Source organism: Mycolicibacterium thermoresistibile, assembly GCF_900187065.1.
Lineage (GTDB): Bacteria > Actinomycetota > Actinomycetes > Mycobacteriales > Mycobacteriaceae > Mycobacterium > Mycobacterium thermoresistibile.
The window spans coordinates 3162896-3176856 of record NZ_LT906483.1; the positions used below are offsets into that span (position 1 = coordinate 3162896).

Consider the following 13961-nt stretch of genomic DNA (forward strand, 5'->3'; position numbering starts at 1 on the left):
GTCTACGAGCGGGTAACCGTGTGTTGGGTAACACCACCGCAGGGCACATTTTTCGACTCCTGCGACAAACGTGCTGCATGCAGGCGGTTACGGTCGAGTAGGGACAACTGCGCAGATCACAGCGCGATTGTTATCAAATCGTTATCTATGATTTTTGACACGGACGGGTGTCAAGTTCGCCTTTACCCCCGGCGCGCCGACCCGGCCGGAAAACGGCCAGACACGGTATGGCGAACTAAAAAAGTTTGCTGGAAAATATTACCGATCGGTAAGGTCGATGGCTACTTTTCAGTAAGTTATTTCCTACTTTCAAGTAGGTTCTGTCCCACTGCCCGAATTCTGCTTTCGAATACGCCCAGGAAGTGTCGCGGCGACATCGATCACGGACGCGGCCGAGACACCGGCAGCCGGGCGGACACCTCGTCGAGGTAACGGCTCACCACCCTGCCGACCAGCCTCCGATAGTCCGCCAACACCCGCTCGACCCGGCTCGCCCCCGGTGCCACCGTGGCCCCGCCGTTGCGGCCGGCATCGACCGTTGCGGCGGGTGCGGCGCCGGCGGCAGCGGCCAACCGGTCGACGCCTTCCCGGACCGCCTCGAACACCCGCAACAGAACGTGCACATAGCCGAGGTGGGATACCGGGGAGTGCCGGACCACATCGGCGAGCACCGGATCGGTGAGCACGATCCCTTCCCGCCGGCCGTCCTGCACCCGCCGGGCCAGGCCGTACTCGACGAGCCGGTGGGCCTCGGCGCCCATCGGATCGAGGTCCAGAATCGCGGCAGCAGCGTCTTGAGAGGCGAGTCGGGGCGACTCGAGGACACTGCGATCCAGTTCGAGCACGTCCGCGAGGTCCTTGCCCTCACGCACCGCCGCGAAGAACTCCGCGATGTGGACGGAGTTGAAGCCGCGGCGAAGCAGACGGTCGATCATCCGCAACTGAGCGAGGTGGGCGTCGTTGTAGAACGCCGAGCGCCCCTGCCGTCGCGGCGCGCCGAGCAACCCGCGCTCGCGGTAGGCGCGGATGTTGCGGGGGCTCACTCCGGAGATCTCGGCCAGCTCCTCAAGCCGGTACTCGGTCAACGCAACACTCCTCGAGCCCCCGTGGGGCCGAGCGAACGCAACGCGCGGGACCGCATGAGGACCACTGTAGCCACCGGCATCATGCCGAGCGAATATTCGTCGAATTACCGAATCCGGCCCAGATCACCGATTCCGGCGGCTGCCATCTGCGGCGATTCCGATGAACTCAACAGAGACCGTACGCGCTCCTGCAGATTCAGCCAACGCACCACCGGGCATCCGGGCACGCCGGTGTGCCCCCGGTCGCGCCCACGTTGCGTAACGCTGTGGCGGCTCCAGCGCCGGAATACCGCCACAGCGTTACGCAGATCACGTGATCGGCCCGCCCGTGATCACCACGTCGGCGGATCCGTACCGGGCGAGTTGGAGTTGAGCCCACCGGGTACGCGACGATGAACCCCGGACGCCGCGCCCGAACCGCGGCCGGTGACGACGACGAAAGGTTGGCAGTGCGTCCCTGGATCGTCTGGGCGACCGGACTGCTCGCCTACATCGTCGCGGTGCTGGACCGCACCACGCTGGGGGTGTCCGGCCTCGCGGCGGCCGACCGGTTCAACGCCGCCCCCGCCGCGCTGTCGACGTTCGTCGTGCTGCAGGTGATCGTCTACGCGCTGGCGCAGGTTCCGGCGGGGCTGCTCCTCGACCGGTTCGGGTCCAAGGCGCTGATCGTGGCCGGCGCGGCGGTGATGGCGACCGGTCAGCTCATCCTCGCCTTCACCGAATCGCTGACGCTGGCGATCCTCGCCCGCGCGATCGTCGGCCTCGGCGATGCGGTGACCTTCATCTCGGTGCTACGCCTGGTGCCGCACTGGTTCCGGCCGCGTCAGGTGCCGTTGGTCACCCAGTTGACCGGGATCTGCGGACAACTCGGTCAGGTCCTGTCGGCGGTGCTGTTCCTGGCCCTGCTCACCGCCCGGGGCTGGACCCCCGCCTATCTGTCGGTGGTGGCACTGGGCGTGCTGACCATCGCGCTGACGCTGGCGCTGGTGCAGAACACCCCCGACGGCCGCGCGGCGCCCGCCACCATGGGAACGGTCCGTGAGATCGCGGCGAGCCTCAAGACGGTGTGGCTGCGGGCGGGCACCCGGCTCGGGTTCTTCACCCACATGGGCACCCAGTTCTCCGTGACGGTCTTCGCGTTGATGTGGGGTGTGCCCTATCTGACCGTCGGCCAGGGGCTGTCGACCCAGATGGCCGGTGCGATGCTCACCCTGTCGGTGGCGGTCGCCATCGTCGCCGGCGTGTTGATCGGGATCTTCACCGGCCGTCATCCGCACCGGCGGTCCCGGCTGGTGTTGGCGATCATCGCCAGTAACGCGGCGGCCTGGACGGCCGTGCTCGCGCTCCCCGACCGCGCGCCGTTATGGCTGCTCATCACGTTGATCGTGGTGATCTCGGTGGGCGGCCCGGGCTCGATGGTCGGATTCGACTTCGCCCGCACGTTCAATCCGAGCGCGACCCTGGGAACCGCCCAGGGCATGGTCAACATGGGCGGCTTCCTGGCCTCGCTGCTCGTGATGCAGGCGATGGGCCAGATCCTCGACGCCGCCGGCGGGTACTCGTTCGACTCGTTCCGGCTGGCGTGGACCGTCCAGTACGTGGTGTGGGTGGTCGCAGCGGTGGGCATCCTCATCACCCGCAAGAAGGCACGACGCCAGATGGCGCTCGAACAGGAGCGCATGCTGCTGGAGAGCTTCGAGCCCGGTCCCCGACGCCACACCGGACCCGACCGGACGAACCGGCCCCACGGCTGATCCGGACCTCCCTATCGAGGCGCCGGCGCCCGGACGGTGCGCCCGTACGTCAGCGGCTGCGCGCCGACTCGCGGCGGTTGGCCTTCTTGATCGCCGACACCAGCTCGCTCTTGTTCATCGTCGACCGGCCCCGGATGTCGAGCCGGCGGGCCACCTGCACCAGATGCTTCTTGGTCGCGTTGGCGTTGACGCCCTCGGCGGAAGCGCCCCTGGGGTTCGGTCCACCGCTCTGCGCGCGGCGATCCGACGGACCCTTCTTCGACTTGGGCTCCCAGTGGTCGCCCACCTTCTCGAAACTGTGCTTGAGGGCGCTGTAGGCGACCCGGTGGGCCCGCTCCCCCTCGCCGTACTCCTTGACGGCCGCGTCGTGCGCCTTGGCGAAAGTGCGCTGCGCCTTGGCATCGGACTTCTGCAACGTGCTGGGCAGCTCGCTCTTCTTGGCGCTGCCGCTCTTGGTGGTCTTCGGCATCGTGTCCTCGCTCCGTCTCGACAACCACAAGGGTCGATCGAAAAGGGCTACCCGAACACCCGGGCGCCAAACCCGCGCGGCAGACCGCGGCGCCCCCGGCTCCCCGACGGGCCGGATCCCGCTCACGCTAGCGTGAGTTCATGTCCGCAGCAGTCGGTGTGGTTCTCGCCGCCGGGATGGGCACCCGTGTCGGCGCCGACGGCAACAAGGCATATCTGCCGTTGGCCGGCCGCAGCATGGTGAGCTGGTCGGTGGCCGCGGTGGCGGCCGCACCGTCGATCGACCGCACCGTGCTGGTGTTCCGCCGTGGCGAGCGGGATGTGGCCGAACGCACCATCGCCGAGGAGTTGCCCGGTACCGCAGTCGAATTCGTCGAAGGGGGCGATTCACGGCACGGCTCGGAGTCCAACGCGCTGCGGCACCTGTCCGGCGACATCGAGGCCGGGGCGGTGGATGTGGTGGCGGTTCACGATGCGGCCCGCCCGCTGGCCGGGGCGGACCTGGTGGACGCCGCGGTGACGGTCGCCCGCAGGCACGGTGGCGCGGTGCCCGCGTTGGCGGCTCCCGACGTGCTGCGCGTCGACCCGTCCGGGACCGCCGAGTATCTGGCCCCACAGCTCCCGGACGGTGCCGGGGTGGTGCGGGTGCAGACACCGCAGGCCTTCCGGGCGCTACCGCTGCTGCAGGCCTACCGTGCGGCCGAACGCACCGGGTTCGAGGGCACCGACACCTCGTCCTGTGTCGAACGCTTCACCGAGTTGGACATCCGCACCTTCCCCGGCGCCGAACACAATCTGAAGGTGACATTCCCGGCGGACCTCGACATCGCCGACCGGCTGCTGCGCGCGCGGGTCAGATCCGTCCCGCGCGGGCGGTGATGACCGCCTCGACGAGAGATGCGGCGTCCGGCAGCCGCACCACGAATCCGTCCGGGTCGCCGTCGACGAGGGTCAGGGTCAGGCCGACCCGCTGAGCCTCGAGGAGTTCATCGGCTGCCGAATCGGCCCCGTCCAGCAACTGCGCCAGCCGGTCGACCGGGAAGCCGCGCGGGTGCTGGGCGGTGCGCAAGGTGGCGCGATCGAGCGTGGCGGTGATCGACCCGCTCGCGTCGACGGTCTTGGCGCTGTCGGTGAACGGCAGGGCGGGGATCACCGCCTCGGCTCCGTCGGCCAGTGCCGCGCGCACCCGCCGGACGACCGCCGGCGGGGTCAACGGTCGCCGGCAGTCGTGGACCAGCACGTGGTGCGGCGGTGTGGAGCGGTTGCGCACGGCGTCCAGACCGGCGTGCAGACAGTCCAGCCGTCGGCCCGCACCGTCGACGGACACCACCTCGGTGCCCGCCACACCGGACAAGGCGGCACGGGCCTCGTCGGCCAGCGCGGCGGCCACCGCGACCAGCACCACGTCGGCTCCCGCCTCCTCGGCGAGCATCCGCACCGCTCGGACCAGCGCCGGCATCCCGGCCAACGGCGTGAACACGTCGGTCCGGGGCACCGTGGCGGCCAGCGGGACGATCGCGGCGTACGTCATCGCCGGTCACGGTAGCCGTGGGCCGAAACAGCGGTCAGACCGGGTCGAACGCTTCGATCAGCCAGCGGCCGTCGACCTTCTTCAGACCCACCTTGACACTGCTCGCCGCGAACGCGCCGTCGGGGTTCTCCTTGCTGGTGGTCATCTGGTTGAGGAACACCAGCACCACCGCGGAATCCGGGTGGATCTCCGAGATCGCGGCCTTCACCACGTTCGCGGAGGTGGAGACCTGCTTCTCCATCGCCGCCGGGGTCACCACCGTGTCGGTGAACTCGGTGTAGTAGTCGAGGAACTCGCCGGTCAGGTGTTCCTTGGCGGCCGCGAAGTCCTCCTGCAGGGTCTCGGGAGCGTAGGACAGCAGCGCGATCGTGCCCTCGGTGGCGGCATCGACGGCGACCTGCGCCGCGTCGGTGTTGGTCTGCACATCGAGGCGGTACTGGAACTTCCACAGCGATGCGGTGACCGCCGCGGCCGCCACCAGGGCGACGATCAGCAGGATCAGCCCGGATGGCTCCTTGAGCACCGCACGCCACGCGGTCCGGTCCCTCCCGTTGTCCCCGGGGGTGTCCGGTGCGGCGGCCACCGCTTCATCGGCGACCCCGACGGCGACCCCGCCGGCTTTCTCGGTGGTGTCGGCGGTGTGCTTCACTTCGTCGGTCACGGTACGAACTCGACTTTCGACATCTTGAGCTGGCCGTCGTCTCGGGTGACGCTGACGAACAGCCGCCATGATCGTGGATCCTGGTTCGCGCCGGCCTCGTTGGTGATGCTCGACGTCGCCGCGACCAGCACCTCGGCGGAGTCCTCGGTCATCGATTGCACGGCGGTGGCGTTCACCGAGACATCGGTGATCACCTTCGATTCCTTCGCCACCGTGGCGAAGTCCTCGGCCGCGCTCTCGAACTCCTCCCGGAACTCGCCGGTGGAGTTGTCGATGATCCGTTGCACGTCTTCTTCGGCGCGGTTGAAGTCCAGCGACATCAGGGACACGATCCCCTGCCGGGCGGCCGCCGCGAACTCCGCGGCACGCTGCTTCTCGGCCTCGACCTGCTGGTGGTACCAGACCATGTATCCGCTGGCCGCCAGCAACAGGCAGATCGCCACGATGGCCGCGGCACGGGCCACGATCCCCCACCGCAGCCGGAACCGGCGGCGGGCCCCGGCGGCCGGGGTGGTGTCTGAGGAATCCGGGGCCGCCAGCTCGATCGGCGGAGCCTCGACCGCAGCCGAACCGCTCTCCTCGGGCGGGCCGGATTCACCCCCGTCGGCCCCGGTTCCGTCGGCCCCGGTTTTGTCGGCTCCGGATCCGGCGGCGCGATCGGCCGTCATCGCGCGGGCCGCCTCCCGGCGCAGTCGGGCCGCTTCCGCACGGGCGCGAGCGGCAGCGGCGGCGGCTTCGGCAGCGGCGGCCTCGGCCTCCGCCTGCTCCGCGAGCGCCAGCGCCTCCTCGGGATCTATGCCCTGATCTTCCTCATCAGCCAGGGCAGACGGGGTCGCAGAGCCCGCGCCCTCGGCATCGTCGTTCGATGCCCTCGACGCCGGGGACGGCTTGCCGAATGCCATACGACCTCCTGTCATTCAGCACGATGCTTAATTGAGAATGATGTTATTAGTTTTCGATATCGCGGCGACGATACCCGATCGACAGGTAACCAAAAAGACCATGCTGCCTGCGAAAACGCTGTTTACATACAGTTTGGGTCAGCGCAGCTGCTCTTTGACCACCTTGCCGGTGGCGTTCAACGGTAACGCGTCGCGGAATTCCACGTGACGCGGCACCTTGTAACCGGCCATGCGCTGCCGGCTCCATTCGATGATGTCCTCGGCCGATACGGTGGGCCCGTCGGCACGCCGGGCCGAGGCATCGAGCACGATGAAGGCCTTGCCCACCTGGCCGAGCCGTTCGTCGGGCACCCCGATGACGGCCGCCTGCGCGACGGCCGGATGCTCCATCAGGAAGCCCTCGATCTCGGCCGGATAGGCGTTGAACCCGCCGACGATGAACATGTCCTTCTTGCGGCCGACGATGCGCAGCCGACCGGTGTCGTCGAAGCTGCCGAGGTCGCCGGTGTGCAGCCAGCCGTCCGGATCGATGGCCTGTGCGGTGCCCGCCGGGTCGTCGAGGTAACCCTGCATGACGCCGTATCCGCGTACCAGCACCTCGCCGTCGGCGGCGATGCGCACCTCCACGTCTTCGCAGGGCAGGCCCGCGGTGGTGGCCACCTGTTCCGGGGTGTCGCCGGGCCGCGACAGCGTGACATTGCCGGCCTCGGTGAGGCCGTATCCGGTCATCAGGCTCCGGAACGGAAGCTCGTCGCGGATCCGCCGGATCAGTTCGACCGGGATGTCGGCCGCCCCGGTGACCGCGGCCCGCAGGGTCGCCAGCTTGTCCTTGTCACGGACCGCCAACAGCGAGTGGTACAGCGTCGGCGGCCCGGGCAGCATCGTGATCCGCTCCCGCTCGACCAGGTCCACCACCTGCTCGGCGTCGAACACCGCCACCGGCACCATGGTCGCCCCGCGCAGGAACGAGGCGATCAGCCCGGCCTTGAGCCCGAAGGTGTGGAAGTACGGGTTGATCATCAGATAGCGGTCGCCTTCGCGCAGATCCGCCAGTGTCGCCCACTCCTCGTACATCCGCAGACTCTGCAGATGGTTCATCATCGCGCCTTTGGGGCGCCCGGTGGTGCCCGAGGTGAAGATGATGTCGGAGATGTCGGTGCCGGCGATGTCGTCACGCTCGAATGGCGCACCGCCGGAGAGGAAGTCGGATTTGATGTCGATCACCGGTGGGCCGCCGGCGAGGTCGGTGTCCGACAGCGTGTAATCCTGGCTCAGGAAGTCCTTCTGCACCAGGACCGCCCGGGCGTTGCTGCGGCCGATGATGTCGGCGGCCTCGTCGGGCCGGAACCGGGTGTTGACCGGAACCAGCACACCGCCGGCGGTGAGCAGTCCGAACGCGGCGATGATCCACTCAGCGGAGTTGGGCGCCCAGATCGCGGCCCGGTCCCCCTTGCCGATGCCGAGATCTCTGAAAGCGCCTGCAGCGCAACGGATCCGGTGCACAACCTCGGTGAAGGTGAGGCGCAGCGGACCGTCGACGACCGCTTCCGCGTCGCCGAAGCGGTCCGCTGCGCTCAGGACCATCTCAGGGATGGTCCGCCAGGTGTCGCGGGGACTCACACCGTGACGAGACGGCTGAGGTTGCCGCCCATGATCTTGGCCTGGTCCTCCAGGGAGAGGTGCTCCAGCGCGGTGACGTAGTGGGTCGGTTCGGCCAGCCCCTCCGGATGCGGCCAGTCCGAACCGTAGAGCACCTGGTCCACACCGACCAGGTTGATCAGCTCGTCGATGCCCTCCTCGTAGAACGGGCTGACGTAGATGCGGTTCTTGATCTCTTCGATCGGGTTGCCCAGGAACGCCTCCGGCGCCTTCTTGTACACCTCCGCCATCGAATCCAGCAGCGGGAACATCCACTTGGAGCCGGCCTCGACGATGCCGACCTTCAGCTTCGGGTGCCGGAACAGCGCGCCGTGGATCACCCAGGACGCCACCGCATCCTGAATCGGCCGCCACTCGTTGAGGATCGCCATGGCGTTGGTCTGGAACGGCAGCATCTCCTGCTGCGAGCCGTCCCACTCGGAGGTGTAGCGCGAGTAGCCGCTGTCCGACGAGTGCATACCGACGAACACGTCGTACTCCACGACCCGCTCCCAGAACGGGTCGAACTCGGGCAGCGCGAACGACCGCGGCCCGCGGAAACCGGGCACCGGAGCGGGACGGATGAGGATGGCGCGGGCACCGCGCTTGACGCACCACTCCAGTTCCTCGATGGCCTTCTCGACGATCGGCAGGGTGATCACCGGGGTGGTGAAGATGCGGTTCTTGTAGTTGAAGCCCCACACCTCGTCGAGCCACTGGTTGAGCGCATGGATCAGCACGTGGATCGCCACCGGATCGTCGCGCAGCCGCTCCTCGATCAGGCTGGCCAGCGTCGGGAACATCAGGGTGCGGTCGACACCGAGTTCGTCCATCAGCTCCAGGCGCGGACCGGGTTCGAAGAACGCCGGGATCGACCGCATCGGCTCACCGAACAGCTCGCGCTTGCTCTTACCCTCCGGATTGCCGAACTTGAAGTACTCCTCCCAGGCACCCGGCCGGGCGACCACCTCGAAGGTCGGGTTCGGGATGTAGTTGGAGATCTGACCCCGGATCGCGATCTTGGTCCGCCCGTTGACCTGGACGTACTGGACGACGTCCTTGTAGTCCTTGGGCAGGTACTTCGTCATCGCCTCCGGCGGCTCATAGAGGTGGTTGTCGGCGTCGAACAGCGGGAACGGCAGCTCGACCCGGTGCGACAGTTGCCCCATGGAACACTCCTTTTCTTTTCACGAGAATCCTATTCTCATTGCTGCGCGGCTGCAATCTCCGCGATGCTCTGCCGAACCCGGTACTTCTGCACCTTGCCGCTGGCGGTGCGCGGATAGTCGCTGACCTCGTGCAACTCCTCCGGCCACTTCTGGCGGGCCACCCCGGTCCGTTCGAAGTGGTCCCGCACCTCGTCCAGCGTGGGCATGGCGTGGCCGGGTTTGACCCGTACCACGGCGGCGGTGCGTTCGCCGAGGCGCGGATCGGGCGCGGCGACCACGACGGCCTCGGCGACGGCGGGCATGCCGAGCAGCACCTCCTCCACCTCCAGCGCGCTGATGTTCTCGCCGCCGCGGATGATCAGGTCGGCCTTGCGGTCGGTGATGGTCAGGTAGCCGTCGTCGTCGAGCACACCGATGTCGCCGGTGTGGTACCAGCCGTCGTCATCGAAGGCCCGGGCGGTCAACGCGTCGTCGGTGTAACCCAGGCAGAGGTCCGGTCCGCGGGAGAGGATCTCACCGTCCTCGGCGATGCGGATCTCCACGCCGGGGCGAGGATTGCCGTCGGTGTAGAGCCGTTTCTCCTCCGGCGCAGCCGGCCCCGAGCCGGTGATCGACGGATGTTCGGTGCTGCCGTAGGACCGGAACACGAACATGCCCAGCTCGGCCAACCGCCGGGTGACCGTCGTCGGCACCGTCGATCCGCCGAGTCCGACCGTCTTGAACCGGGCCAGATGTTCGGGAGTGCAGTCGGGGTGGTCCAGCAGGCTGGTCACGAAATACGGCGGCCCGCCACCGATGGAGATGTCCTCGGCCTCCATCAGCCGAAGCACCCTGCCCGGATCCCAGACGTCGGCGAGATCGATCGGCGCGCCTTCGAGAACCGGGATCAGAAACGCCCCCACCATGCCGATGAAGTGGCCGACCGGTGTGGCGGTCAGCTGCCGTCCCCGGTCCGGTGGGTAGTTCGCCAGCAGCTGCCGGGTCTCGAAGGTGAGGGTCTGATGGCTGTGGATCACCCCCTTGGGATCCCGGGTGGTGCCGGAGGTGAACGCGATCAGCGCCGGCCCGGCCGGATCGGTGGCGAGCGTGCCGGTCATCGGCTCGTCGGCCACCAAATCGTCGAAACCGTGTTGGCCGACCACCCCGACGATCGGCACGTCCGCGCACAGATCGGGCTGATACCGCATCCGCCCGAACTCGGCGGCGGTGATGAAGACCTTCGGCCGGGCGGTGCGGAGGATGTGGCCGAGTTCCTTGCGGCCGTAGAAGTGCACGACGGGAACCACCACCGCGCCCAGAAACGCCGAGGCCCAGAACGTCATCGCGGCCTCGACCCAGTTCGGGAGCTGGAACGCGATGACGTCGCCCGGCCCGACACCCCGTGCGCGCAACCCGGCGGCCAACCGGCGCGCCCGCTCCTCCACGTCGGCGAAGGTGCCGGTGTACGGCCGCACATCCGAGTGCACGCGGAACCCGGCGTCGGGGGCGGCCCGCAGCCCCTCGGCGAGTAGATCGCCGAGCGATTCCTGCGTCCACCAGCCGTTCTCTTCGTAGCGTCGCCTCAGCTCCGCCGGGATGGATCGCATGAAGAACGCAGCACCTCCGCACCAACTCGTCGAATGCTGGTGATGCTATTCTCCGACCGCGAGAATGCCAATACCGGCAGCAGAGAACGCCTGATGGGGAGAACGCCTGATGGGGAGAACGCTCTGATGGTCGACCTTGAACTCACCGACGGGCTGGCCGTCATCACCATCGACCGGCCACAGGCCCGCAACGCGATCGCGCCGGCGACCATGGAGCAGCTGGAGAAGGCGCTGGACTCGCTCGCCGGCAACCCGGACGCGCAGGCGCTGGTGATCAGGGGTGCCGGCGACCGGGCGTTCGTGTCGGGTGGCGATCTCAAGGAATTGGCCGCCCTGCGCACCGAACTCGAGGCGTCGGCGATGGCGTGGCGGATGCGCTCGATCTGCGATCGGCTGGCCCGCTTTCCCGGTCCGGTGATCGCCGCACTCAACGGGCATGCGCTCGGCGGCGGGGCCGAGGTGGCGGTGGCCGCCGACATCCGGATCGCAGCCGACGACATCCGGATCGGTTTCAATCAGGTGGCCCTGGCGATCATGCCGGCGTGGGGCGGCGCCGAACGGCTGGCGGAACTGGTCGGCAGGAGCAAAGCGCTGCTGCTGGCGGGCACCGGGACCGTCCTCACCGCCGCCGAGGCCGAACGGGTCGGCCTGGTGGACAAGGTCGTTCCGCGGGCCTCCTTCGACACCGAGTGGCGCGCCATCGCCCGGTCGCTGGCGACGCGGCCGGCCGCGGAGATCAAGCGGGTGATCGGCGGCGTGCCCACCACTGAAGCGGTGACAGCCTTTGCGCGGCTGTGGGTTTCCGACGAGCACTGGCAGGCCGCCGACAGCCTGATGAACCGGACGAAGTAGCCGTCGGGTTCAGCCCCGGCTCCCGGATCGCCCGATCGGATCGGCGACCACACAACCGATCTGCCGGATCGGCCCGGGAAGTACCGTCACTGCGCGCGCAGTTGCGCGGCCAGGTCCCCACCGGTGAGCAGCCGCGCGGTCGTGGACACCCGGCGCCGGATCCGCCACCCGTCGCCGGTGCGTACCAGCTCATCGTCGTAGTGACCGACCGCGTCGATCCAGTTCTCCCCGTCGTCCGGGCGCAGCATCAGCACCGCGTGCACATACGAGCGCGCGGTGGCCCGGTCGCCGTCGACGTCGATGACGACGTTGCCCATGCGGTGGTAGGTCGGTCCCATCGGTCCGTGCACCTGCGCCATCACCTCGGTGAAGGCGTCCGGATCGGTGAAGGTGCCGAGTTGGTGGTAGTCGACGTCGATCCGGTCGGTCCAGCAGCTGCGGAACAGCGTCCAGTCCTTCTGGTCGATACCCGTTGCGTAGCGGATCAATACGTCGGCGATCTGCGCCCTGTCGGAGTCCACCTGTCGCACGGTAACCGCCGCGGCGGATCCCGTCGAGACCACCACCGGCCGTGCAACAGGTTCTCCCTAGACGAGAACGTCGTTTCCGGATATTGTCACCGGCGACGCCACCGTGCTCGTCCGCCGGGGCCCGGCCGACGGGGCCCGGCCGGCGGGGTGAACGCGGTGGTGCAGACGCCTGGATGAACGAAGGACGGTTGATGGCGAGAGCGCTGGCCCCCGAGATTTCCACCTGGCCCGAGGAGAACCCCCAGCTGATCGGCAGTCGATGCGGATCATGTTCGGCCGTGACGTTCCCGCGCCAGGACCGCTGCCCGAAGTGCAGTGCGGCCGAGATGAGCGAGCTCCTGCTGCCGAGGGAGGGCACCCTGGTGGCCTGGACCACCCAGGGATTCCCGCCCGGACCGCCCTATGCGGGTCCGACCGGCGACGACTTCGTGCCGTTCGGCGTCGGTCTCGTCCAACTCGGCGACACCGTGCGGGTGGAGGGCAGGCTGACCGAGAACGACCCGGCCGAACTCGAATTCGGGATGCCCGTCGAGTTGACGATGGTGCCGCTCACCACCGATGAGAACGGCGAGGACATCATGACGTTCGCATTCCGGCCGACCGGACGCACCGAGGAGGGCACCACCGCATGAGCAACGAGAACTCCGTCGCGATCATCGGGGTGGGCCTGCACCCGTTCGGCCGGTTCGACAAGACCGCCATGGAGATGGGCGCCGAGGCCATCGCCGCCGCACTCGCCGACGCCGGCCTGGAATGGAAGGACATCCAGTTCGGCTACGGCGGCAGCTATGAGATCTCCAACCCGGACGCGGTCACCCGCCTGGTCGGTCTCACCGGTATCACGTTCACCAACGTGTTCAATGCCTGCGCCACCGCGGCCAGCGCCATCCAGGAGACGGCCGACACCATCCGGTTGGGCAAGTACGACATCGGCATCGCGATCGGGATGGACAAGCACCCCCGCGGCGCGTTCACCGACGACCCGGCCAAACTCGCGCTCCCCCAGTGGTACGCGCAGAACGGCCAGTTCGTCACCACCAAGTTCTTCGGCATGAAGGCGAACCGGTACCTGCACGATCACGGCATCTCCCAGGAGACGCTGGCCCGGGTCGCGAACAAGAACTTCCGCAACGGATCATTGAACCCGAATGCGTTCCGCCGCAAGGAGATCTCGGTCGAGGACATCCTGAACTCGCCGGTGTTGAACTATCCGCTGACCCAGTACATGTTCTGCGCCCCCGACGAGGGTGCTGCGGCGGTGATCATGTGCCGTGGCGACATCGCTCACCGCTTCACCGACAAGCCGGTGTACGTGCGGGCCAGCGAGATCCGCACCCGCCGCTACGGCGCCTACGAGGTGCATGCCACCTCGGCGCCCCTGGAGGAGGATGTGGCGCCGACGGTGTACGCCGCGCGCGCCGCCTACGAGGCCGCCGGAATCGGCCCGGAGGATGTCGACATCGCGCAGTTGCAGGACACCGACGCCGGCGCCGAGGTGATCCACATGGCCGAGACCGGGTTGTGCGCCGACGGTGAGCAGGAGAAGCTGCTGGCCGAGGGCGCCACCGAGATCGGCGGGTCGCTGCCGATCAACACCGACGGCGGCCTGATCGCCAACGGCGAGCCGATCGGGGCGTCGGGTCTGCGCCAAGTGCACGAATTGGTGCGGCAGCTGCGGGGTGAGGCCGGGGAGCGCCAGGTGCCGAACAATCCGCGGGTGGGCCTCGCGCAGGTCTACGGGGCTCCCGGGACCGCGTCGGCCACGATCCTGTCGCTGTAGACCCC

General features: G+C 68.3%; 14 protein-coding genes. 5 read left to right on the top strand and 9 right to left on the bottom strand.

Going from position 1 to position 13961, the window contains the following annotated elements; genetic code table 11:
• Positions 1–380: 380 nt before the first annotated feature.
• The gene (locus CKW28_RS23930; RefSeq protein ID WP_003927033.1) at positions 381–1085 is read right to left on the bottom strand and encodes a MerR family transcriptional regulator; all 705 of its coding nucleotides are present in this window, start codon (positions 1083–1085) and stop codon (positions 381–383) included.
• Positions 1086–1534: 449 nt separating this feature from the next.
• On the opposite strand from CKW28_RS23930, the gene CKW28_RS14805 reads away from it, so the two are divergent.
• Positions 1535–2839 carry an MFS transporter gene (locus tag CKW28_RS14805; RefSeq protein ID WP_050812063.1) on the top strand — a complete coding sequence of 435 codons (1305 nt, stop codon included), beginning with the start codon at positions 1535–1537 and terminating at the stop codon, positions 2837–2839.
• A 49-nt stretch (positions 2840–2888) separates the two neighbouring features.
• Here CKW28_RS14805 and CKW28_RS14810 read toward each other — a convergent pair whose 3' ends face one another.
• Positions 2889–3308: a ChaB family protein gene (locus CKW28_RS14810; protein WP_003927035.1), complete on the bottom strand. Its 420-nt coding sequence runs from the start codon at positions 3306–3308 to the stop codon at positions 2889–2891.
• A 140-nt stretch (positions 3309–3448) separates the two neighbouring features.
• Here CKW28_RS14810 and CKW28_RS14815 point away from each other — a divergent pair, with 140 nt between their 5' ends.
• Complete coding sequence (locus CKW28_RS14815; protein ID WP_003927036.1) at positions 3449–4186, top strand: IspD/TarI family cytidylyltransferase; 738 nt, start codon at positions 3449–3451, stop codon at positions 4184–4186.
• Here CKW28_RS14815 and CKW28_RS14820 read toward each other — a convergent pair.
• The 6 genes from CKW28_RS14820 to CKW28_RS14845 form a co-directional block, all read right to left on the bottom strand.
• On the bottom strand, positions 4161–4838 hold the full coding sequence (locus CKW28_RS14820) for a 2-C-methyl-D-erythritol 4-phosphate cytidylyltransferase (RefSeq protein WP_003927037.1): 678 nt from the start codon (positions 4836–4838) through the stop codon (positions 4161–4163). The genes CKW28_RS14815 and CKW28_RS14820 overlap by 26 nt on opposite strands.
• Before the next feature lie 34 nt (positions 4839–4872).
• Positions 4873–5499 (bottom strand): Rv1363c family protein, encoded by a 627-nt coding sequence (locus tag CKW28_RS14825; RefSeq protein ID WP_003927038.1) that lies wholly within the window; start codon positions 5497–5499, stop codon positions 4873–4875.
• Entirely contained in the window at positions 5496–6401 is a 906-nt protein-coding gene (locus tag CKW28_RS14830) for an Rv1363c family protein (RefSeq protein ID WP_003927039.1), read from the bottom strand. The genes CKW28_RS14825 and CKW28_RS14830 overlap by 4 nt, the downstream gene beginning before the upstream one ends.
• Positions 6402–6539: 138 nt before the next feature.
• On the bottom strand, positions 6540–8021 hold the full coding sequence (locus CKW28_RS14835; protein ID WP_003927040.1) for a FadD3 family acyl-CoA ligase: 1482 nt from the start codon (positions 8019–8021) through the stop codon (positions 6540–6542).
• Entirely contained in the window at positions 8018–9208 is a 1191-nt protein-coding gene (locus tag CKW28_RS14840) for an amidohydrolase family protein (RefSeq protein ID WP_003927041.1), read from the bottom strand. The genes CKW28_RS14835 and CKW28_RS14840 overlap by 4 nt, the downstream gene beginning before the upstream one ends.
• 35 nt (positions 9209–9243) lie before the next feature.
• On the bottom strand, positions 9244–10794 hold the full coding sequence (locus CKW28_RS14845) for an AMP-binding protein (protein ID WP_003927042.1): 1551 nt from the start codon (positions 10792–10794) through the stop codon (positions 9244–9246).
• Positions 10795–10920: 126 nt separating this feature from the next.
• Between CKW28_RS14845 and CKW28_RS14850 the strand changes: the two genes are divergently transcribed.
• Positions 10921–11646, top strand: coding sequence for an enoyl-CoA hydratase/isomerase family protein (locus tag CKW28_RS14850; protein WP_003927043.1), 726 nt, complete (start codon positions 10921–10923; stop codon positions 11644–11646).
• Between the two features lie 86 nt (positions 11647–11732).
• Here CKW28_RS14850 and CKW28_RS14855 read toward each other — a convergent pair whose 3' ends face one another.
• On the bottom strand, positions 11733–12167 hold the full coding sequence (locus CKW28_RS14855) for a nuclear transport factor 2 family protein (protein ID WP_040547879.1): 435 nt from the start codon (positions 12165–12167) through the stop codon (positions 11733–11735).
• Between the two features lie 200 nt (positions 12168–12367).
• Between CKW28_RS14855 and CKW28_RS14860 the strand changes: the two genes are divergently transcribed.
• Positions 12368–12808: a Zn-ribbon domain-containing OB-fold protein gene (locus CKW28_RS14860; RefSeq protein ID WP_040547882.1), complete on the top strand. Its 441-nt coding sequence runs from the start codon at positions 12368–12370 to the stop codon at positions 12806–12808.
• The gene (locus tag CKW28_RS14865) at positions 12805–13956 is read left to right on the top strand and encodes a thiolase family protein (protein ID WP_003927046.1); all 1152 of its coding nucleotides are present in this window, start codon (positions 12805–12807) and stop codon (positions 13954–13956) included. Before CKW28_RS14860 ends, CKW28_RS14865 begins: the two co-directional genes overlap by 4 nt.
• Positions 13957–13961: the final 5 nt, after the last annotated feature.

What these genes read in the sequence shown, in the direction of transcription:
- CKW28_RS14820 (WP_003927037.1), bottom strand. Translation starts at nt 4,838, where the DNA reads ATGACGTACGCCGCGATCGTCCCGCTGGCCGCCACGGTGCCCCGGACC.
- CKW28_RS14845 (WP_003927042.1), bottom strand. Translation starts at nt 10,794, where the DNA reads ATGCGATCCATCCCGGCGGAGCTGAGGCGACGCTACGAAGAGAACGGC.
- CKW28_RS14850 (WP_003927043.1), top strand. Translation starts at nt 10,921, where the DNA reads ATGGTCGACCTTGAACTCACCGACGGGCTGGCCGTCATCACCATCGAC.
- CKW28_RS14815 (WP_003927036.1), top strand. Translation starts at nt 3,449, where the DNA reads ATGTCCGCAGCAGTCGGTGTGGTTCTCGCCGCCGGGATGGGCACCCGT.
- CKW28_RS14840 (WP_003927041.1), bottom strand. Translation starts at nt 9,208, where the DNA reads ATGGGGCAACTGTCGCACCGGGTCGAGCTGCCGTTCCCGCTGTTCGAC.
- CKW28_RS14860 (WP_040547882.1), top strand. Translation starts at nt 12,368, where the DNA reads ATGGCGAGAGCGCTGGCCCCCGAGATTTCCACCTGGCCCGAGGAGAAC.
- CKW28_RS14810 (WP_003927035.1), bottom strand. Translation starts at nt 3,308, where the DNA reads ATGCCGAAGACCACCAAGAGCGGCAGCGCCAAGAAGAGCGAGCTGCCC.
- CKW28_RS14865 (WP_003927046.1), top strand. Translation starts at nt 12,805, where the DNA reads ATGAGCAACGAGAACTCCGTCGCGATCATCGGGGTGGGCCTGCACCCG.
- CKW28_RS14830 (WP_003927039.1), bottom strand. Translation starts at nt 6,401, where the DNA reads ATGGCATTCGGCAAGCCGTCCCCGGCGTCGAGGGCATCGAACGACGAT.